We start from the raw sequence: 18,368 nt of genomic DNA, 5'->3' as shown, positions 1-18,368 counted from the left end.
GACATGTCAACCAAATTGTGGGACCTCTTCGGCGCCCGAGGGCGCGGCGTGCTCGTCACCCTGCGCCGCGACGGCCGACCCCAACTGTCGAACCTCGACTACCTGGCCGAACCCGGGCTGATCCGCTGCTCCACCACGGGCGACCGGGCCAAGGTGCGCAACCTGCGCCGTGACCCCCGGGCCAGCTTCCACGTGACCACGCCGGACGGCGGCGCGTACGCGGTCGCCGAGGGAACCGTGACGCTCACCGAGCCGGCATCGGCGACCGGCGACGCGGAGGTCGACGAACTGGTCGAGGTCTACCGGGGGATCCGCGGCGACCACCCGGATTGGGCGGACTACCGCGCCGCGATGGTCGCCGACGGGCGGGTGGTCCTGCGACTCGCCGTCGACCGCGTCTACGGCTGGCTTGGATGAGCGGGCTGGCGTGGCCGACCGCCGCAGGTGACTAGGGTCTGGGCATGGTCGCAACTATCCGGTACGAGGACATCGTCAAGGTCCCGAAGGCGCTGCTGCACGATCACCTCGACGGCGGGCTGCGTCCCGCGACGATCGTGGAGTTGGCGGCCGAGGCGGGGCACGAGCTGCCCACCACCGACCCCGAGGCGCTCGGACGCTGGTTCTCCGCGGCCGCCGACTCGGGGTCGCTGGAGCGCTACCTGGAGACGTTCGCGCACACCGTGGCGGTCATGCAGACCGGACCGGCGTTGCGCCGGGTGGCGCGCGAGTGCGCGCTGGACCTGGCCACCGACGGCGTCGTCTACGCCGAGGTCCGCTTCGCTCCCGAGCAGCACCTGGAGCGGGACCTGACCCTGGACGAGGTCGTCGAGGCCGTGCTGGCCGGGTTCGCCGAGGGAACCGCCCAGGCCGCCGAGGCGGGCCTGACCATCCGGGTGGGCACGCTGCTCACCGCCATGCGGCACGCGGCCCGCTCGCAGGAGATCGCCGAGCTGGCCGTGCGGCACCGGGACGCCGGCGTGGTCGGCTTCGACATCGCCGGCGCGGAGGCGGGCTTCCCGCCCACCCGCCACCTGGACGCCTTCGAATACCTCCAGCGGGAGAACTTCCACTTCACCATCCACGCCGGTGAGGCGTTCGGGCTGCCGTCGATCTGGCAGGCGATCCAGTGGTGCGGCGCGGACCGGCTCGGTCACGGCGTACGGATCGTGGACGACATCGCCCCGGACGGCACGCTCGGTCGGCTGGCCGCGTACGTCCGGGACAAGCGGATTCCCCTGGAGCTGTGCCCGTCGTCGAACGTGCAGACCGGTGCCGTGGCCTCGATCGCCGAGCACCCGATCGGTCTGCTGCGGGACCTGCGGTTCCGGGCCACCGTCAACACCGACAACCGGCTGATGAGCGGCACGTCGATGTCGCGGGAGATGTCGCTGCTGGTGGAGACGTTCGGCTACGGCTGGCGCGAGTTGCAGTGGTTCACCATCAACGCGATGAAGAGCGCCTTCATCCCGTTCGACGAGCGGCTGCGGATCATCGACGAGGTGATCAAGCCGGCGTACGCCAAGCTGCTGGCCTGATCCTCGTCAGCCGTGCGGGTGGTCCTGTCGGTGGTGGGTGTGGTGGCCGGCGAGCAGGCCGGCCACCCGGCGCAGCACCTCCCGGGCCCGGGCCGCCTCGGCGCCCAACCCGGTCTGGCGGCGCAGCACCTCGGGTTCGGCCCGCAGCAGGGCCACGCCGCGCCGGACCAGCACCCGGGGCGCCTTGCGCTGCTCGGACAGGTCCCGGGCCAGTCGGCGCAGGAACGTCGCTCCGCGCGGGCGGCGCAGCGCGTACGCCCCGGCGAGCAGCCCACGGCGGCGGCACTCCTCGACGATCTCGGCGGCGAAAATCCCTTCGGCCACGAAAAGTGGCGATCCGTCGACATCAAATGGCCGGGTGGCCACCCGTCGATCCGCGCCGATCGCATAAACCGGCACATCGGCACGTCCCTCGCGGGCCAGTCGCGCAATCGTTTCGACGGCCGTGGAGGCGTCCCAGGACTGCGGCGATTCCCAATCGACCTGGCCGTTTCGTCGCGGCAACGTAGGGTCATCGCCGTCTTTGTAGAAGTCGTCAAGGCACAGCACAGGTAAGCCGGTTTGCTGCGCTATGTACGACTTTCCGGAGCCTGAGGGGCCGGCGAGCAGGACAACACGGTGGGGATGATCCATTACCTTCAGTTACTCCGGCCAGACGGACTGCTATCAAATCGCATCAACATCTCATCACACTCTCGGCCGGTGACAACCTGGGCTTTCTTCTTGTCGAGCGGCGTGATGGAATCTCGGGGGTCCGACCCGCCGGGTCGGTCGCTGGGCGTTGCCCGGGGCAACGCGTTTCAAGCTGTAATCGCGAGGGCGGTGACGTGAGCAAACGGCCAAAGACGGCGGGCTCCTTCCTGTCGCGACTGCGCCGGCCGGCCAGTCGACTCCGGGACATGCCGATCTGGTCCAAGCTCGGTCTCATCATGATCGTGCCGACCATCGCCACGGTCGTTGTGGGCACCAGTGGTCTCGTCGACCACCTGGACACGCTCAACAATGCCAACCGGGCCGGCGACCTGGCCAATCTGTCGAGCTACTCGGGTGAGCTGGTCGACAAGCTCCAGGACGAGCGGACCTCCGCCGTCCTGCTGCTGCAGGCGACCGGGACGCAGCCGAAGGCGCAGTACCAGGAGGCCTACAACCGGGCGAACAGCCGGGTTGACCAGGCGATGTCCCCCTACCGGCAGCAGCGGGGCGACATCGAGGACCTGCCGGGCAGCCTTGAGGGCGTGCTCGGCGGCATCGACCAGAACCTCAAGGACCTGCCGGGCGTCCGCAGCCAGGTGTTCAACGGCAAGCTCAAGCTCGCCGAGGCGGTCCAGGCGTACGAGGGTCTGATCAACGACCTGCTCGCCATCCGGGACTCCGCCACCCAGCTCGCCGGCAACAACGAGCTGAGCGACCGGATGCGGGCCGCGGCGGCGGTCGCCCGGGAGAAGGAGTTCCTCTCGCTCCGGCGGGTCGTCGTGCACCGCGCGCTCGGCGTGCAGGGTGGTCAGCGGCTGACCCCGGCGCTGCGCACCGACTACATCGCCAGCGGCACCGGCCAGCAGCAGGCGCTGCAGAGCTTCAAGGCGGTGGCCAGCCCCGACGAGGCGAAGTTCCACGACCAGACGGTCGCCGGTGGTGACCGCCGCGAGGCGCAGAACTACATCGGCTGGATCGACGGCAACACGACCGGCGACATGCGCGGCGCTCCGTTCGGCCCGGACCAGTGGGAATCGGCCATGACGGCCAACGCCAAGCTGATCCGCGCCGTCGAGACGAAGCTCGACGGTGACGTGGTCGCCGAGGCCGACAACATCCGGTCGGACGTCCAGCGCCAGGTGTTCCTGGAGACCGGCCTGCTGCTCAGCATGCTGCTGCTGGCCATCCTCTTCGCGTACCTGGTCGCCCGCTCGATGGCCCGGTCCCTGCGCGAACTGCGCCAGGGCGCCCTCTCCGTCGCCCAGTACGGCCTGCCGCAGGCGGTGGCCCGACTGCGCGACCCGCAGGTCGTCGGGCAGCTCTCCCCGGTGCAGTTGGCCAACCAGATCGCCGAGCCGCTGCCGGTCCGGAGCAAGGACGAGTTCGGTCAGGTGACCGAGGCGTTCAACGCCGTCCACCTCGAAGCCGTCCGTACGGCCGCCGAGCAGGCGGCGCTGCGCGCCTCCGTCGCGACCATGTTCGTCAACCTGGCCCGTCGTTCGCAGATCCTGGTCGACCGCCTCATCGGGCACCTCGACCGGCTGGAGCGCGGCGAGGAGGACCCGGACCGACTGGCCGAGCTGTTCCAGCTCGACCACCTGGCCACCCGAATGCGGCGTAACGACGAGAACCTGCTCGTTCTCGCCGGCGCCGACTCCACCCGCGTGCAGCGCGAGCCGGCGGCGCTCATCGACGTGCTGCGCGCCGCGCAGTCCGAGGTCGAGCACTACACCCGTATCGAGTTCGGCGTCATCGACCGGGACATCGAGGTCGCCGCGCACGCGGTCAACGACCTCGTGCACCTCGTCGCCGAGCTGTTCGACAACGCCACCGCGTTCTCGCCTCCGGACTCGCAGGTCATGGTGGAGGCCCGCCGGGTCGGTGACCGCGCCTCGCTCTACGTGGAGGACCGCGGCATCGGCATCAGCCGCGAGCAGCTGCACGAGCTCAACGACAAGCTCGCGACGCCGCCCCAGGTGGACGTGGCCGTCTCCCGCATGATGGGCCTGGTCGTGGTCGCCCGCCTGGCGTCGCGGCACGGCGTGCGCGTCGAGCTGCGTCCCGGGTCCGACCGTGGCACGGTCGCCGACGTGACCATGCCCACCTCGGTGCTGGTGCCCCGGGCGCTCTCCGGCCGGGTCCAGCAGCCGCCGGCCCTGCCCGCCGCCGGTCCGCAGTCCACCCCGCCGTCGCCGGTTCTCGGCGCGCTGCCCGCGCTGGGCAACGGGTCGCGCCCCGGCGAGTCCGGCAACCAGGTCACCCTCGGCGGTCGGCCATTCGACCCGGCATCGCGCAACGGTTCCGGTACGCCCGCCAACACCGGCGCGTACCGCTCGATGCCCGCCTGGTCGGACCTGACCGGCGCGAGCGCGAGCGCGACGAACGGCGTCAACGGCGGCGACGGGTTCACCCCGCGCTCGGCCAACGGGCAGTCCATCGACCCACTGCCGCAGCGCCGGGCCGGCGACGAGCCGAACGGCGGCCAGCAGCCGACCATCCCCCGGCAGCTGCCCAGCAGCCCGGAGGCCCAGCCGTACTCCGCGCCGCCGGTCTCCGCCCAGCCGTACTCCGCCCAGCCGTACTCCGGCCCGCCGGTCTCCGCCTCGCCCGCGTCCGGTCAGCCGTACTCCGGCCAGCCGTACTCGGGTGCGCCGTACGGCGGTCCGCCGGTGTCCGCCGCGCCCGTCTCGGCCTCTCCGGCCTCCGGTCAGCCGTACTCGGCGCCGCCGGTCTCCGGCCAGTCGTTCAGCGGCTTCACCCCCCGGTCCGCCCCGCCCGCACCGGCGCCCGGCACCCCGGCGCCGCCGGCCTGGCCGCCGGTTCCCGGCGGCGAGCGGGACACGCAGACCCCGCCGGTGCCCGAGCGGCTCGCCGCCGCCCTGGACATGACGACGGAGCTGCCCCGGGTGCCGCGCCCTGGCGAGCAGCCGACCACCGCGGCCCAGCCGCCGGCTCCCGCGCCGCAGGCGTCGCCGGTCGCTGCCCCGCAGACGCCGGTATCGTCGATGCCGGCCGCGCCGGCCCAGACGTCGTCGGCCCGCCCGGCACCGCAGCAGCCGCAGGCCCAGAACCGCCAGCGGTACGCGGACGAGACGATGGAGCTGCCGATCTTCCGGGAGCTTGAGTCCGCCTGGTTCCGTACCCGCCGTCCGGGTTCGGAGGAGGCCGGTGCCGCGCCGTCGACGAACGGCGGCGACGCGACCCAACAGTTCGCCACGGTCGATGCCACCGGTCGGGCAGTCAAGACACCACCCGGAACGACAGGTAACACACCGATGGCAGACACTCCGACGGCCGGAGGAGCGCCGCGGGACAACGGGTCGACAGCGAACGGTGGCGGACGCCCCGACCTCGCCGAGGGCCTACCGAACCGCCGGCCCCAATCGCCGAGCAACGGCTGGCAGACCGCCGCCGACGACGGCTGGCGTGCCGCCTCGGCAGCGGCCAGCGCGGCGCCGGTGAACGAGACCACCACGACCGGCCTGCCCAAGCGCAAGCCGATGGCGCAGCTGGTGCCGGGCGCGGTGGAGAAGCCCGTCACCTCGGTCCAGCGGCGCTCCCCGGAGGCGGTCCGTGGCCTGCTCTCCGCCTACCATCGGGGCGTGCAGCGAGGGCGTAGCACCTCGGACAACCCGACCAGCCCGGAGGAGACTCCGGGAGGGCAGCAATCCTCGCAGTCTGGCTCAGGCTCAGCGGCCGGGAGCGGGCAGAAGGAGCAAGAAGGATGACAACTACGCAGGATCTTGGTTGGCTGCTGGCCAACTTCGCCGATCGGGTGCCGGGTGTCGCACACGCGGTCGCCGTCTCGGCGGACGGCCTGCTCCTCGCGTCGTCACGGGACCTGCCGCGGGACCGGGCAGACCAGCTCGCCGCGATCGCGTCCGGTCTGGTCAGCCTGACCCAGGGAGCGGCCCGCTGCTTCGAGGGAGGCGCGGTGCTGCAGACCGTCGTGGAGATGGACAATGGCTTCCTGTTCCTGATGTCCATCTCGGATGGTTCCTCCTTCGCCGTGCTGGCGGCCCGAAGCTCCGACGTCGGGCAGGTCGGCTACGAGATGGCGCTACTGGTCGACCGGGTGGGCGACGCCCTGACCCCGCAGCCGCGCGCGGCCGCGGGCATGCTGGGCTGACGTCTCGCCGATCGTGCGGTCGGCGCAACTGATACGACAAGGACGACGAGTTCCACCGGTGGGAGCCGGTACGGGGTGCGAAGGAGGTGAGCGGCGACATGGCCGATCGTGACGAACCGACCGGAGCGTTGGTCCGTCCATACGCCGTGACCCGTGGTCGAACCCGTCCCCGGCTCGACATCGCGCTGGAGGCGCTCGTCGAGACGACGGTGCGCGGCCGGGCCACTGCCAATGGCAGCGGCGGCCAGGGCCGCGAACACCAGTACATCGCCGCGCTGTGTGACGGACGCGTGCAATCGCTCGCCGAGATCGCGGCGCGGATGCAGCTGCCGCTCGGTGTGGCCCGGGTGCTCATCGCCGACATGGCGACGGACGGCCTGGTCGCGGTCCACGAGCCGACCATCCTGGACGACTCCGACGACGCGGTGGGCACTGAACTGCTGGAGAGGGTGCTGAGTGGACTTCGCAGGCTCTGACATGTCGCACCGCCCACCGACCCCGAGTGGGCGCGTGACGTCGGCGAAGATCGTTATCGCCGGTGGATTCGGCGTCGGTAAGACGACGCTGGTCGGCTCGGTCTCGGAGATCACGCCGCTGACCACCGAGGCCATCATGACCTCGGCCGGCGTGGGCGTCGACGATACCCGGCAGGTGCCGGGCAAGACGACGACCACGGTGGCCATGGACTTCGGCCGGATCTCGATCGACCGTGACCTGATCCTGTACCTGTTCGGTACGCCGGGTCAGACCCGATTCTGGTTCATGTGGGACGAACTGGTGCGGGGTGCGATCGGTGCGGTCGTGCTGGTGGATACCCGCCGGCTGGCCGACTGCTTCGCGGCGATCGACTTCTTCGAGCACCGGCGGCTGCCGTACCTGGTGGCCATCAACTGCTTCGACGGGATGCAGTACCACGACCCGCAGGACGTCCGGGACGCCTTGGCGATCTCGAGCGACGTGCCGGTGGTGGCCTGCGACGCCCGTAACCGGGAGTCGACGAAGCACGTGCTGATCTCGCTTGTCGAGTACGTGCTCACCATGCGTCGTACCCGCGCCGTCGCCCCGGCCTGACCGGTAGGCTTTCGCGCCCGGTGGTGGTTCCGACCGCCACCGGGCGGGCGATGCTGCCCACCCACCCACGCGCGCGACCAAGAATCCTGGAACGGCCCGCAGAGGCCCTTCCAGGATTCTGTGCGTCGCGGGCAGTGCCGCCCGTGACGGCGCGGCCCGCCGAGTTCGCTCCTGAACGCACTCCCGCCCCCAGCCATGTCGGCGGTGGGGGCGGGAGGAGGAACGGACGCTACCGAGGCGCTCAGGACTGGTAGCCGGCCGACCGGTACTCGTACTCGCGGTCGTCGTCGCGGTCCCCGTGGTCGCGGCTGAAGTCCCAACCGCCGGCGGCCTCGCGGCCCGGACGACCGCCCACCGCGAAGCCGCCGATCTCCTGACCGCGACGCCAGCCACGGAAGTAACCCGTGGTGTTCTCCGCGAGGCTCGCCGCGTCCCGCACGATCCGGAGTGGACGCTCCTCGCGCAACGGGGAGCCCGGGACCAGGTTGGCCTGCGGAACGCGCTTCGGCAGGCCGGCGTTGGTCTCGGCGCCGACCGCGGGGCGGGCGGCCTGCTCGGCGGCCTGCCATCCGGTGTCGGCGGTGGTCGACCAGTCCAGGTCGGACTCGTCGTCGCCGTGGCCCACGAACCAGGCGGACTTGGCCTGCGCGAAGATCAGCAGGTCGCCGTCACCCTCGTCGGCGACCGGCGGCGGCCGGTGCTCGACCGGGGGCGGCGGCCGGTGCTCGGCGGCCCGCTCGACCAGCGGTGCCGGACGGCCGTTGCGGTTGGCCTGCTCACGGTCGACCAGCCGCAGCGGCGGAGCGTCCAGGCGAGGCTCGCCCGAGGGTGGGTTGAGCCCTTCCCGCAGCGCCCGGTCGGCCAGCGGCGGCGGCTCGACCAGCCGCAGCATGGGAGGTTCCTGGGGTAGGTCATCGGCCAGCCAGGGTGGCGTGACCCGCCCGTCGGCCCGACCCGGGTCCGTCGGGGCTTCGACGCCCCGGTTACCGCCGTACGGGTAGGCGACCGGATTGTTCGGCGAGCTGTCGGCCGGGTCCTCCGGGTTGTTGACCAGAGGCCAGTTCGCCCGGGACCCCGGGGGGGCGGACAACTCCTGCTCCGGCCGGGGAGCGGGCACCGGGATGCTGAGGTCGGTGACGCTGAACCCACCGGTGGGTGGGTCCTGGACCGACGGCCGCTGCGGGTGGCCCTGCCGCTCGCCGTTGGTCTTCGGGCGGGGCGGGATGACCGTGCGCTGCCGCTCGGCCCGAGCGCTGTTGATGGCGGCGGTGGTCAGCGTGGGCCGGAACGGTTCGCCCGCCTCGGCCGGTGGCACCGCACCCCGCTGGGTCGGCGCGATCGGGGTGATCCCCGGTGGCGGGGGCGGAGGCGACGAGACCGGCCGGTTGGTCGGGCCGTCGATCCGGCTCGGGAGCGGCTCGGCACGACCGGGTGGCGCGGACACCGGCGGGCCGGCCACGGCGGCGGGCGCGATCGGCGCGGGCGCGACCGGTGGCGGGGTGACCGGAGCGGGTGCGACCGGTGGCGGGCCGAGTGGTCGAGGCGAGGCCAGGGGGGAGCTGCCCGGGGCGGGCTCCGGCCGGCTGCGTCGGCCACCGACGGGCGTGGGCTCGGCGGGGGTCGGGGTCGGTCGGACGGAGCGCAGGCCGCTGCCCGCGCCCGTGCCGGCGAGACCGGTCAGCTCGCCGACGGCTTCGCCGCGTCGGGCGGCGGCCCGACGGCCGGGAATCGGCGCGGGGGTGCTGACGCGGGCGCTGAGCGCGCTCACCAGCGCCTCACAGCCCGCGTCGCAGGCCCGTACGGAGGCGACGGCCTGCCGGACCGTCTCGGCCACGGCAGAGGTGAGCGCCCGGTTGACGGCGGCGCGACGTGGCGTCTCCGAGATGGCGACCCGCAGCGCGGTGACCGCCTCGTTGATCTCCTCGGCGTCGGCGACCCCGTCTGCCGCGAGGTGAGCGGCGATGGCGTCCGCGGCGACGGAGACTTCGCGGCCACGGGCAATGGTGCCGCCGAGCATGCCGGGCTCGGGCAGTGCGTCCAGCACGGCCAGCGACACCGGTTCGGCCGGGTCCGGGTATGCGCGCAGCGCCGCCGGATACAGCTCCCGCAGCACCTCGCGCAGCGCCACGGCGGCGGAGTGCCGGCCGCTGGCCAGGGCGGCGTGGGCGGCGAGTACCTGCTTGTAGCCGGCGAGGTCCCGGGGAGCGGGCAGTGTGACGGCGGAGAGAGCGCCGGCCTGCAACGCGCGGGCCAGGCCGACGGCCCGGCGCTCGGCCGGGGGTGACTGCATCTCCTCCAGCGAGTCGTCGTCGGCGAAGCGCTCGGCGAAGTCGTCCACCGAGTCGTCGTCGGCGATCGCCAGGGGCCGACCCGCCGCGCTCAACAGCGAGGTGACCGTGTGGTCGTCGCTGTCGGCGGCGATGGCCGCACCGCTCGGCCCGCCCGACCGCTCCACGAGCAGCGCGACGAGCTGGGCGTAGCCGGCCGCGTCGTCGCCGATCTCGCAGACATGCAGCAGACGGCCTGCGTCGTCGACCACAGCGGACGTCAGCGTCGAACCGGCCGAGGCCGGTCGGTCAGCCGAATCCGCCGAGGCCAGACCGCAGTACACGCGCACGAGCGCCACGGCGTCGTCCTCCTCCCGGGACAGGTCTTCCTACTGCCAGCAACTGATGCTCCCCGGTACGGGTCAGTCGCGCCAGTCCACCACCGCAGAGATCTTGCCGACAATGGTGCGCCAACCCAAACTCGCGGTTTGTGCCCCGATCTTCTTCAGCCGTCGCCGGCCCATGAAGGCGCCGATGCCGCCGTTGGCCGTGGCGCGGAGCGCCTCGTCCAGGTCGTCGAGGCTGGAGCCGGCGGAGAGCATGTCCAGGACCGCAGGCAGGCGCAACGCGTACGACAGGTCGCGGGCGACCTCGCCGGCCTCGATCAGCAGGGTCGAGTCCCAGGTGTCGTGGCCGCCCCGCAGGTTCTCCACGACGAGGTCGAGTTCGTAGGTGTCCTCGTCGAGCGGCACGATGTCGGCCGGCTCCACCCGTTCGGACAATTCATTCCAGCTGTCCAGTTGGGACAGATCGTTGGGCGCGCCGGATCGGACGAAACTGACCAGCGACTCGGGGGTCTTGAACAGCAGCAGCTTGCCCCGGTGGCTGAGGAAGACCGGCACCTCCTCGTCGTCCGCCTCGTCGGTGGCGTCCTCGTCCTCGTCGGCGTCCTCGTCGGCGGTGGCGTCGGCATCACCGTCGGCGTCGGCGTCGCGGCGACGGCGCGAGGACTTCTCCTCCTCGTCGGCGTCGGCGAACTCCTCGGCCAGCTCCTCGTCGAGGATGACGACCGTCTCGTCGTCCTCCTCCTCGATGACCTGGCGGCGGGCGAGGAACGGGTCGTCCTGGTCGCGCTCGGTCACGTCGGTCGGGGTCAGCGAGCCGGCCGTCCGGTAGGCGCGCAGCGTGAAGCCGGTACCCGCTGGTAGGGCGATCTCGACCGGGTCGATCCGCAGCTCTTCCCAGAGCGACCTGTCGACCGCCGCGCGGGGGGTGTCGTCGGCCTCGTCGGCCTCGTCTGGCTCGGCCGGGCCGGTGGTGTCGTCGAGCTCGGGCTCGTCGGCGTCGGGCCGTTGGGGCGACTGGCGGGCCACGCTGACCTCCGTGTGCTTCGGGTTGCCCACCCACCGGGGTCTCCGACCGGCGAGTGACTCTGGGCACATACCCTAGTCGGCGACTCGGGAAGCCCGGAGCCCGCACCCCGGTGGCCGGCCGGGGAACGTCTCGTACCTGCGGGTGCGCGATGGTGGCGGACCGGCCGCCGGACAAGTAGCGTAGCTACACATGAAGGCCCAGTCGCTGCACGGTCACCTCGACGCCCTTCTGCTCGCCGTCCTCGAACAGGGGGCGCTGCACGGCTACGCCATCATCGAGTCCCTGCGGACACGCAGCGACGGCAGCCTCGACCTGCCCACCGGCACGATCTATCCGGCGCTGCGCAGGCTGGAGCGGGCCGGGCACGTGGCGAGCGCCTGGAGCACCGTCAACGGTCGGGAGCGGCGGACGTACCAGCTCACCGACTCCGGCCGCCGCGCGCTGGCCGGGGAGCGGGCCGGGTGGCAGGAGTTCCGGGTGACGGTCGGTCGGTTCCTCGACCCCGGCGGCGCGCCCGTCACCCCCGCCTGAGCGGCGACCGGGTCAGCGGGCGGTGGCCCGTACCCAGCTGCGCGCCGCCCGCGTAAGCGAGAAGTTTCCCGCACCCACCACCACCATGCCGACGATCATCGGCGGCCAGGTCAGCGCCGCGTCCCACAGGTCGATCGACCACACGAAGAGGGCGCCGCCGGCCGCCATGCCGAGGGCCAGCGTGCCGGTCAGACCGACGCCCACCACTCGCTGCGCCACCGCCAGGTGGGGTCGCGACGACCGTGCGCTCGCCCAGATCACCAGCAGCCCGGTCACCGCGAGCAGCAGCCCGCCGGCCCAGATCCAGTCGACCGAGGCGGACAGCAGCCGGTAGGCCGCGGGCGGCTGTGGACCGGCGCTCCAGCTCGACCCCTGCCACGTGAGGTCGCCGGCCGCCACCAGGACCCCGGCCACGGCCAGCATCCGCAGGGAGAGGCCGCGCAGGGCGGCCACCGCCAGCTCCGCCTGCCAGGAGGGCAACACCTGCGCCGGCGCGCCGAACTCGGCCACCGCCCGGCGCTGCGCCTCCGTGGTCGGCACACCCCTTTCGCGGTACGCGTCGACGGCGTCCAGCAGGTCGTGACGCGCCTCGGTCAACAGCTCCGACTTCAACCGCGCCGGGCCCTGCAACCGGGACCCCAGGTCCCGCAGGTGCTCCTCGACCAGGAAGTCGTCCGCATGCCGCATGGCACCACCCTGCCACGGGCGCGCGGGCGTCCACGTCGGGGACAACCCTGGTCCGTCCCCGAAACACGCCGCTGGTCGTCGTTCGGGCCCGCCGCAGGCCGGCCAGTTCTTATGAAACAGGCCCTGAGGGCGCGAACGCCAGGTACCCGCGCTCCGCCGCTGTCTGAAGAAGCCACTGGTCCCGGTACCAGCCGGGGACGGCGACCAACTCGGCGTGCCGGCCCCGCTGGATCACCCGACCGCCGTCGAGGACGACGATCTCGTCGAGGCCGGCCAACCCGCTGAGCCGGTGACTGATGAGCAGGACCGAGTGCCCGGCGGGGGTGGCGGCGAGGGCGGAGGCGAGCACCGCGTCGGCGGCGGCCGGGTCCAGCCCCTCGGTGGGCTCGTCGAGCACCAGCACCGGCGGCGCGGCGAGCAGGGCCCGGGCGAGCGCGAGCCGTTGCCGCTGACCGCCGGAGAGTTGGCCGCCCTCCTCGCCGACCAGGGTGTCCCAGCCGGCCGGCTGGGCGTGGACCCAGTCCAGCAGGCCGGCGGCCGTCATCGCCCCGGTCAGCTCGGCCTCGCTCGCGCCGGCCCGGCCGAGCAGCAGGTTCTCCCGGACGGTGGCGTGGAAGACGTACGCCTCGGCGAGCAGCCCACCCACGACCCGGGGCAATTCCTGCTCGCCGTACGCGGACAGGTCGCGGTCGGCCAGGGTGACGTGCCCGGCGGTGGGGCGGACCGCACCGGTCAGCACCGCGGCCAGGGTGCTCTTGCCGGCGCCGCTCGGGCCGACGACAGCGATGCGCCGGCCGGCGGGCAGGTCCAGGCTCAGCCGGTCCAGCGCCGGCGCGGCACCGACCCGGTACCGCACGCTCACCTCGACGAAGCGCAGGTCGTGCGGGCCGGACGGGTCCACCCCGGCGGCGGAGGGCGAGGGGGCGGGCGGGGCGGCGTCGAGGAGAGCGGCGACCCGGGCCAGGCCGGGCCGCAACTGGGTCCACTGCCGGGCGGCCGAGACCAGGGCCAGCGCCACCTCCACGGCGGCGAGGGTGCCGACGGCCAGCACCCCGACGAGGACACCCCGTACGTCGGCGGCCAACGCGACCAGCACCACGGCGGCGGCGGTCAGCCCGGCGACCAGCACCCCGACCGCGTCCACCGCGAAGCCGGTGGCCGCCAACCGGCGTTCCAGGCGAGCCAGCCGACCGGCCCGCCGCTCGGCGGCGCGCAGCGCGGCGTCGGTCGCCCCGAACGCGGCCAGGTCGGCGGCGCCGTGGGTGAGGTCGACGGCGTCGGTGGCCAACGCGCCACGCAGCGGCGCCACCTCGGCCGCGCTGCGACGGGTGACCACGGTGGCCAGCGCCGGCAGCGCCACACCGGCGACGACCAGGCCGACGGCGAGCACCCCGGCGGCCGGTGCGGAGATCAGTGCCGCCCCGAGCACCGCCAGCACCCCGACCAGGGCTGCCGCCGCGCCGGGCACCAGGACCCGCAGCAGCAGATCCTGGACGGCCTCGACGTCGGAGACCAGCCGGCTCAGGACGTCCCCCGAGCGGTGTGGGGTGTGGCGACGGGCCGCGAGGGTGGCGAAGACCCGGGCCCGCACGTCGGTGATCATGCGGAGGACCGCGTCGTGCCCGGCGAGCCGTTCGGCGTACCGGAAGACACCCCGGCTGATGGCGAGGGCCCGGACCGCGACGATCGCCACCGTGAGGCGGTCCAGTGGAGGCCGGCCGGCGGCGCTCATCAGCAGCCACGTGGCGGTGGCCATGAGGGCGAGACCCGCGAACTCCGTGGCGGCGGCGAGCAGCCCGGCGCCGGCCAGGCGACCCAGGTACGGGCGGGCCAGCCGCAGCACGGCACGCTCCGCGGCGACCCGCCCGGTCGGTACGGCGTCGGCCTCCGGCGCGGGGTCCACCGGCTCTGGCACGGTGTTCATCTCCTCACCTTCGGAGTCGGCTCGGGCGTCAGCTCGGTGACCCGCCCGTCCTCGACGCGCAGGACGCGGTCGGCGTCGGCCAGCAGCGCCGGTCGGTGCGCGACCAGCAGCGCGGTCCGGCCCGCCACCAGCCGGCGGGTGGCGTCGAGCACCACCGCCTCACTGGCCGTGTCCAGCCGCGCGGTGGGCTCGTCGAGCAGCACCACCGGCGCGTCCCGCAGGAACGCCCGGGCCAGCGCCACCCGCTGCCGCTGCCCGCTGGAGAGTCCGTGGCCGCGCTCGCCGAGCAGTGTGTCCAGACCGTCGGGCAGGCCGGCGACCACGTCGTCCAGGGCCGCGTCCCGCACCGCGGTGGCGACCGTCTCTGCTCGGGTGTCCGGAGCGCCGAGCCGGATGTTGTCGGTCAGCGAGGCGGCGAACAGGTGGGCGCGCTGCGGTACCCAGGCGAGCTGTCGACGCCAGGCGTCCAGGTCGGCGGTGGCGAGGTCGATCCCGTCCACGGTGACCCGACCCTCGGTCGGCGTCACGAAGCCGAGCAGCAGACCGAGCAGCGTGCTCTTGCCGGCGCCGCTGGGCCCGATGACGGCGATCCGTTCGCCGGGCCGGATGGTCAGGGTCACGTCGCGCAGCGCGGTGGTCCGCTCGTACGCCACGGTCACGGCCTCAAGGTGGATCGCACCGCGCCCGTCGGGGACGGCCGCGCCCTCGGCGGCGCGGGGGGTGGCCGGCGCGGCGGAGACGGTGAGCGCCTCGTCCAGCGCCGTCAGCCCTTCCATGCTGGCGTGGAAGCGGCTGCCGGCCGCCCGGAGCGGCAGGTACGCCTCCGGCGTGAGCAGCAGCACCAGCAGCGCGGTGTGCAGGGCCAGCCCGCCGCCGAGCAGCCGGATGCCGACCGGCACCGCGACCAGGGCCACCGAGAGGGTGGCGACGAGTTCCAGCACCAGCGCGGAGAGGAACGCGATCCGCAGCGTCTTCATGGTGGCGACCCGGTGCCCGTCGGCCATCCGGCGCACCACCTCGGTCTGTGCCCGGGCCCGACCGAACGCCCGCAGGGTCGGCAGCCCGGCGACCATGTCCAGGAAGTGCCCGCCCAGCAGGGCGAGCCGCCGCCACTGCCGCTCGGTGGCGGCCTGCGCCTGCCAGCCCAGCAGCGCGCCGAAGACCGGGATCAGCGGCAGCGTCAACGCGATGATCAGCGCCGAGCTCCAGTCGGCGAGGACGATCCGCGCCAGCACCGCCACCGGCACCGTCACGCTGAGCACCAGCTGCGGCAGGTATCCGGTGAAGTACGCGTCCAGCGCGTCCAGCCCGCGCCCGGTGAGGGTGGCCAGCTCGCCCGCCCGCTGCCCCGCCACCCAGCCCGGCCCGTGCCGGCCCACCGCGCCGAGCAGGTCGGCCCGCAGGGTGGCCTTGACCGTGGCGGCGACCCGCGCGGACACCGTGCCCTGCGCCCAGACCAGCGCCGAACGGGCGGCGACGGCGAGCACGAAGCCCGCCAGCGCCGGCCGGTTCAGGCGCCCGTCGAAGGCGGTGGCCAGCACCGTCGCCAGGGCGGTGGCCTGCGCGACGATCAACGCGGCGGCGGCCACGCCGAGCAGCGCGAGCACGGCGAGGTCGCGCCGGGCCGCAGGGACCCGACGCAGCAGACGCGGGTCGAACGGACGGCGGTTCACCAGTACACCGGTGCCCTACCGTCGGTCCGTCCCCGGAAAACCCACCAGCACATCGCCTGGAAGCCTAGTAGGGCCGGCAGCAGCGGCAGCGCCACCCAGCCGAGCAGCCGCAACGTCGGCGCACTGGCGGCGGCGTCGGCCACCGTCAGTGAGGCGCCCGGGTCGGCCGTGGACACCAGTACGTAGGGCCAGAGGGCCGCGCCGACGAGCGCCACCGGCAGCGCCAGCGCCGCGCCGGTGGCGACCAGGGCCCACCCCGGCCGCCGCCGCGCCAGCGCCGTCCGGGCCGCCAGCAGCGCCGCCACCAGCAACACCGGCAGGAGTACGGCCACCGCCGGTCGCTGGACTGCGTCGCGTACCCGGCCGGAGAGCAGGCCGACGACGGTGGCGAGGCCGACCGCGGCGAGTGCCACCGGCATCAGCCGACGGGCCGTGCGTCCGGCCACGGCGGCGGCGTCGGATGGCAGGCGCAGCGTGAGGAACGTCGCACCGTGCACCGCGACCAGGGCGAGCATGGCCAGCCCGGCGGTGGCGGCGAACGGGGTGGCCAGGTGCGACACCCCGGCGACGTGCCCGTCGGCCTGGCGGGGTACGCCCTGCAACAGCGCGGCCAGCACCACCCCCCAACCCAGCGCGGCGAGCGCGCTCCCAACCACGATCACGCGGTCCCAGCGGGCGCGGACCCGCTCGTCGCCCGGTCGGCTACGCAGTTGCACCCCGGCGGTGACCAGGACGACCCCGACCAGCGCGCCGGCGACCGCCGGATAGCAGCCGGCGAGCAGTTCGCCCTCCAACACCGGGAAGGCGCCGAACAGGATGCCCACGGCGGCGACCAGCCAGACCTCGTTGCCGAGGAAGAACGGGCCGAGGGCGGTCAGCGCGGCCCGCCGTCCGGCCGGGGTGCCGCCCCGGGCGAGCAGCAGCCCGACGCCGTAGTCGTAGCCGGCGAGCACGAGGTAGCTGGCGAAGAAGAGGCCGAGCAGGGCGTACCAGGCGAGGTCCACGGGTGATCTCCTCAGGCGAGCACGGGTTCCGGCTGAGCCGGTTCGGTGGGTGGTGCCGGCGGACGGCCGAGAGCCGGGTCGGCAGCGCCGCGGCTTGCGTGCCGGGCGAGCAGCACCCAGTTGGTGACGGCGAGGGTGCCCAGCAGCAGGCTGAAGCCGATCAGCGAGGTGAGCATCACCGGCGCGCCGACCCCGGAGACGGCCTGTTCGGTGGGGAGCAGCCCGTATGCCACCCAGGGCTGGCGGCCGACCTCCCGGGCGATCCAGCCGAGGATCACCGCGACGAACGGCAGCGGCGCGCCGAGCAGGATCAGCCAGAGCGGGAAGCGCAGCCGGATCACCCAGTCGCGGAAGAGCAGCGGCAGCAGGAACCAGACGCAGCCGAGCGTGAAGCCGATCAGGATCATGAAGCCCAGCCCGACGCTGGCCAGGGCCGGCGGGGTGTAGTCGCCGGGGCCGAACCGCGTCGTCCACTCGCCGATCAGCGCCTGCGCCTCAGGACTGTTCCCGCCGAACTTGGTCGGCTGCACCGTGCCGACCGGCCCGAACTGGGCGAACCCGAAGCCCTGCACGAGGCTGATCGCCAACGCCGAGGTGACCAGGCCGATCCGCAGCGAGGTGCGAAAGAGCGCGAAGTCGGGCGTACGTCGGATCAGGTGCCACGCGCTGACCGCCGCCATCAGCATCCCGCCGACCAGGAGCGCGGCGGAGACCACGTGCCCGAACGCCATGCCGAGACTGGGATTGGTGAGCAGCGCGCCGAAGTCGGTGAGGTGGGCGATGCCGTCGCGGACCTCGTACCCGACGGGGTGTTGCAGCCAGGAGTTCGCCACCATGATCCAGAAGGCCGAGGCGTACGCGGTGAGCGCCACGCCCCAGAGCAGCGCCAGGTGGACGCCCTTGCCGAGTCGGTGCCAGCCGAAGATCCACATGCCGAGGAACGTGGACTCCAGGAAGAACGCCACGAGTGTCTCGATCGCCAGCGGCGCGCCGAAGACGTTGCCGACGTAGCGCGACAGGCCGCTCCAGTTCAGCCCGAACTGGAACTCCATCACGATGCCGGTGGCGATGCCGAGCACGTAGTTGATCACGTAGAGCTGGCCCCAGAACCGGGTCAGTCGCTCCCACTTCGGATTGCCGGTGAGCACCCAGGCGGTCTGCATGCCGACCAGCAGGGTGACGAGGCCGAGCGTGACGACCACGAACAGGAAGTGGATCGACGTGGTGGTGGCGAACTGGAGGCGAGCGAGGAGCAGCGTGTCCATGGCCGGCTCTTTCCTAGCTGTTGGCTCCCTTGTCGTAGCAACCCTACACGTAGTCTAGCTACATATTCCGACGCCCGGGCGCGGTGATCAAGAGGTTCGCGTCAGAAATCGAGCGGTTCTTGACGCGAACCTCTTGATCAACACATGCGAAGGGCCCGGAGGCCGGGGGGGGGGGGGTGGGGGGGGTTGGGGGGTGGGGGGGGGGGGGTTTGCTG

15 protein-coding genes are annotated in these 18,368 nt (G+C 73.3%); 7 read left to right on the top strand and 8 right to left on the bottom strand.

Going from position 1 to position 18,368, the window contains the following annotated elements; genetic code table 11:
- Nucleotides 1-3: 3 nt before the first annotated feature.
- Both AB0B55_RS13765 and AB0B55_RS13760 read left to right on the top strand, forming a co-directional pair.
- Nucleotides 4-417 (top strand): PPOX class F420-dependent oxidoreductase, encoded by a 414-nt coding sequence (locus tag AB0B55_RS13765; RefSeq protein ID WP_357171838.1) that lies wholly within the window; start codon nt 4-6, stop codon nt 415-417.
- A 44-nt stretch (nt 418-461) separates the two neighbouring features.
- Nucleotides 462-1,535 carry an adenosine deaminase gene (locus AB0B55_RS13760; RefSeq protein ID WP_357130386.1) on the top strand — a complete coding sequence of 358 codons (1,074 nt, stop codon included), beginning with the start codon at nt 462-464 and terminating at the stop codon, nt 1,533-1,535.
- A 6-nt stretch (nt 1,536-1,541) separates the two neighbouring features.
- Here AB0B55_RS13760 and AB0B55_RS13755 read toward each other — a convergent pair whose 3' ends face one another.
- On the bottom strand, nt 1,542-1,859 hold the full coding sequence (locus AB0B55_RS13755; RefSeq protein WP_355048938.1) for a hypothetical protein: 318 nt from the start codon (nt 1,857-1,859) through the stop codon (nt 1,542-1,544).
- A gap of 503 nt (nt 1,860-2,362) precedes the next feature.
- On the opposite strand from AB0B55_RS13755, the gene AB0B55_RS13750 reads away from it, so the two are divergent.
- The 4 genes from AB0B55_RS13750 (at nt 2,363) to AB0B55_RS13735 (ending at nt 7,428) form a co-directional block, all read left to right on the top strand.
- Nucleotides 2,363-5,956, top strand: a complete 3,594-nt coding sequence (locus tag AB0B55_RS13750; protein ID WP_357130383.1) for a nitrate- and nitrite sensing domain-containing protein — start codon at nt 2,363-2,365, stop codon at nt 5,954-5,956.
- Complete coding sequence (locus AB0B55_RS13745; protein ID WP_007455462.1) at nt 5,953-6,357, top strand: roadblock/LC7 domain-containing protein; 405 nt, start codon at nt 5,953-5,955, stop codon at nt 6,355-6,357. The genes AB0B55_RS13750 and AB0B55_RS13745 overlap by 4 nt, the downstream gene beginning before the upstream one ends.
- Before the next feature lie 98 nt (nt 6,358-6,455).
- Nucleotides 6,456-6,833: a DUF742 domain-containing protein gene (locus AB0B55_RS13740; RefSeq protein ID WP_357130437.1), complete on the top strand. Its 378-nt coding sequence runs from the start codon at nt 6,456-6,458 to the stop codon at nt 6,831-6,833.
- Nucleotide 6,834: 1 nt separating this feature from the next.
- Complete coding sequence (locus AB0B55_RS13735) at nt 6,835-7,428, top strand: ATP/GTP-binding protein (protein WP_334628720.1); 594 nt, start codon at nt 6,835-6,837, stop codon at nt 7,426-7,428.
- A gap of 241 nt (nt 7,429-7,669) precedes the next feature.
- Here the strand turns inward: AB0B55_RS13735 and AB0B55_RS13730 are convergent, their stop codons facing one another.
- Nucleotides 7,670-10,078 carry a transposase gene (locus AB0B55_RS13730; RefSeq protein ID WP_357130434.1) on the bottom strand — a complete coding sequence of 803 codons (2,409 nt, stop codon included), beginning with the start codon at nt 10,076-10,078 and terminating at the stop codon, nt 7,670-7,672.
- A gap of 39 nt (nt 10,079-10,117) precedes the next feature.
- Nucleotides 10,118-11,098 (bottom strand): DNA primase, encoded by a 981-nt coding sequence (locus AB0B55_RS13725; protein WP_357171837.1) that lies wholly within the window; start codon nt 11,096-11,098, stop codon nt 10,118-10,120.
- Between the two features lie 160 nt (nt 11,099-11,258).
- On the opposite strand from AB0B55_RS13725, the gene AB0B55_RS13720 reads away from it, so the two are divergent.
- Complete coding sequence (locus AB0B55_RS13720; RefSeq protein WP_357130377.1) at nt 11,259-11,600, top strand: helix-turn-helix transcriptional regulator; 342 nt, start codon at nt 11,259-11,261, stop codon at nt 11,598-11,600.
- Nucleotides 11,601-11,612: 12 nt separating this feature from the next.
- Here AB0B55_RS13720 and AB0B55_RS13715 read toward each other — a convergent pair whose 3' ends face one another.
- The 5 genes from AB0B55_RS13715 to AB0B55_RS13695 form a co-directional block, all read right to left on the bottom strand.
- Nucleotides 11,613-12,287 carry a permease prefix domain 1-containing protein gene (locus AB0B55_RS13715; RefSeq protein ID WP_357171836.1) on the bottom strand — a complete coding sequence of 225 codons (675 nt, stop codon included), beginning with the start codon at nt 12,285-12,287 and terminating at the stop codon, nt 11,613-11,615.
- 109 nt (nt 12,288-12,396) lie between these two features.
- Nucleotides 12,397-14,211, bottom strand: coding sequence for a thiol reductant ABC exporter subunit CydC (gene cydC, locus AB0B55_RS13710; RefSeq protein ID WP_357171835.1), 1,815 nt, complete (start codon nt 14,209-14,211; stop codon nt 12,397-12,399).
- The gene (gene cydD, locus AB0B55_RS13705) at nt 14,208-15,884 is read right to left on the bottom strand and encodes a thiol reductant ABC exporter subunit CydD (RefSeq protein WP_357171834.1); all 1,677 of its coding nucleotides are present in this window, start codon (nt 15,882-15,884) and stop codon (nt 14,208-14,210) included. The genes cydC and cydD overlap by 4 nt, the downstream gene beginning before the upstream one ends.
- Entirely contained in the window at nt 15,881-16,888 is a 1,008-nt protein-coding gene (locus tag AB0B55_RS13700; RefSeq protein ID WP_357171833.1) for a cytochrome d ubiquinol oxidase subunit II, read from the bottom strand. Before AB0B55_RS13700 ends, cydD begins: the two co-directional genes overlap by 4 nt.
- An 11-nt stretch (nt 16,889-16,899) precedes the next feature.
- Complete coding sequence (locus tag AB0B55_RS13695; protein ID WP_357130358.1) at nt 16,900-18,153, bottom strand: cytochrome ubiquinol oxidase subunit I; 1,254 nt, start codon at nt 18,151-18,153, stop codon at nt 16,900-16,902.
- Nucleotides 18,154-18,368 lie beyond the last annotated feature (215 nt).

Origin of the sequence: Micromonospora sp. NPDC049107 (assembly GCF_040648595.1) — a bacterium.
Lineage (GTDB): Bacteria > Actinomycetota > Actinomycetes > Mycobacteriales > Micromonosporaceae > Micromonospora.
The sequence above is the reverse complement of the archived record's forward strand: the minus strand, read 5'-3'. Positions and strand labels throughout refer to the sequence as shown.

Coding starts and splice junctions, on each gene's coding strand:
- AB0B55_RS13765 (WP_357171838.1), top strand. CDS start 4: ATGTCAACCAAATTGTGGGACCTCTTCGGCGCCCGAGGGCGCGGCGTG.
- AB0B55_RS13745 (WP_007455462.1), top strand. CDS start 5,953: ATGACAACTACGCAGGATCTTGGTTGGCTGCTGGCCAACTTCGCCGAT.
- AB0B55_RS13740 (WP_357130437.1), top strand. CDS start 6,456: ATGGCCGATCGTGACGAACCGACCGGAGCGTTGGTCCGTCCATACGCC.
- AB0B55_RS13715 (WP_357171836.1), bottom strand. CDS start 12,287: ATGCGGCATGCGGACGACTTCCTGGTCGAGGAGCACCTGCGGGACCTG.
- AB0B55_RS13720 (WP_357130377.1), top strand. CDS start 11,259: ATGAAGGCCCAGTCGCTGCACGGTCACCTCGACGCCCTTCTGCTCGCC.
- cydC (WP_357171835.1), bottom strand. CDS start 14,211: ATGAACACCGTGCCAGAGCCGGTGGACCCCGCGCCGGAGGCCGACGCC.
- AB0B55_RS13760 (WP_357130386.1), top strand. CDS start 462: ATGGTCGCAACTATCCGGTACGAGGACATCGTCAAGGTCCCGAAGGCG.
- AB0B55_RS13695 (WP_357130358.1), bottom strand. CDS start 18,153: ATGGACACGCTGCTCCTCGCTCGCCTCCAGTTCGCCACCACCACGTCG.
- AB0B55_RS13735 (WP_334628720.1), top strand. CDS start 6,835: ATGTCGCACCGCCCACCGACCCCGAGTGGGCGCGTGACGTCGGCGAAG.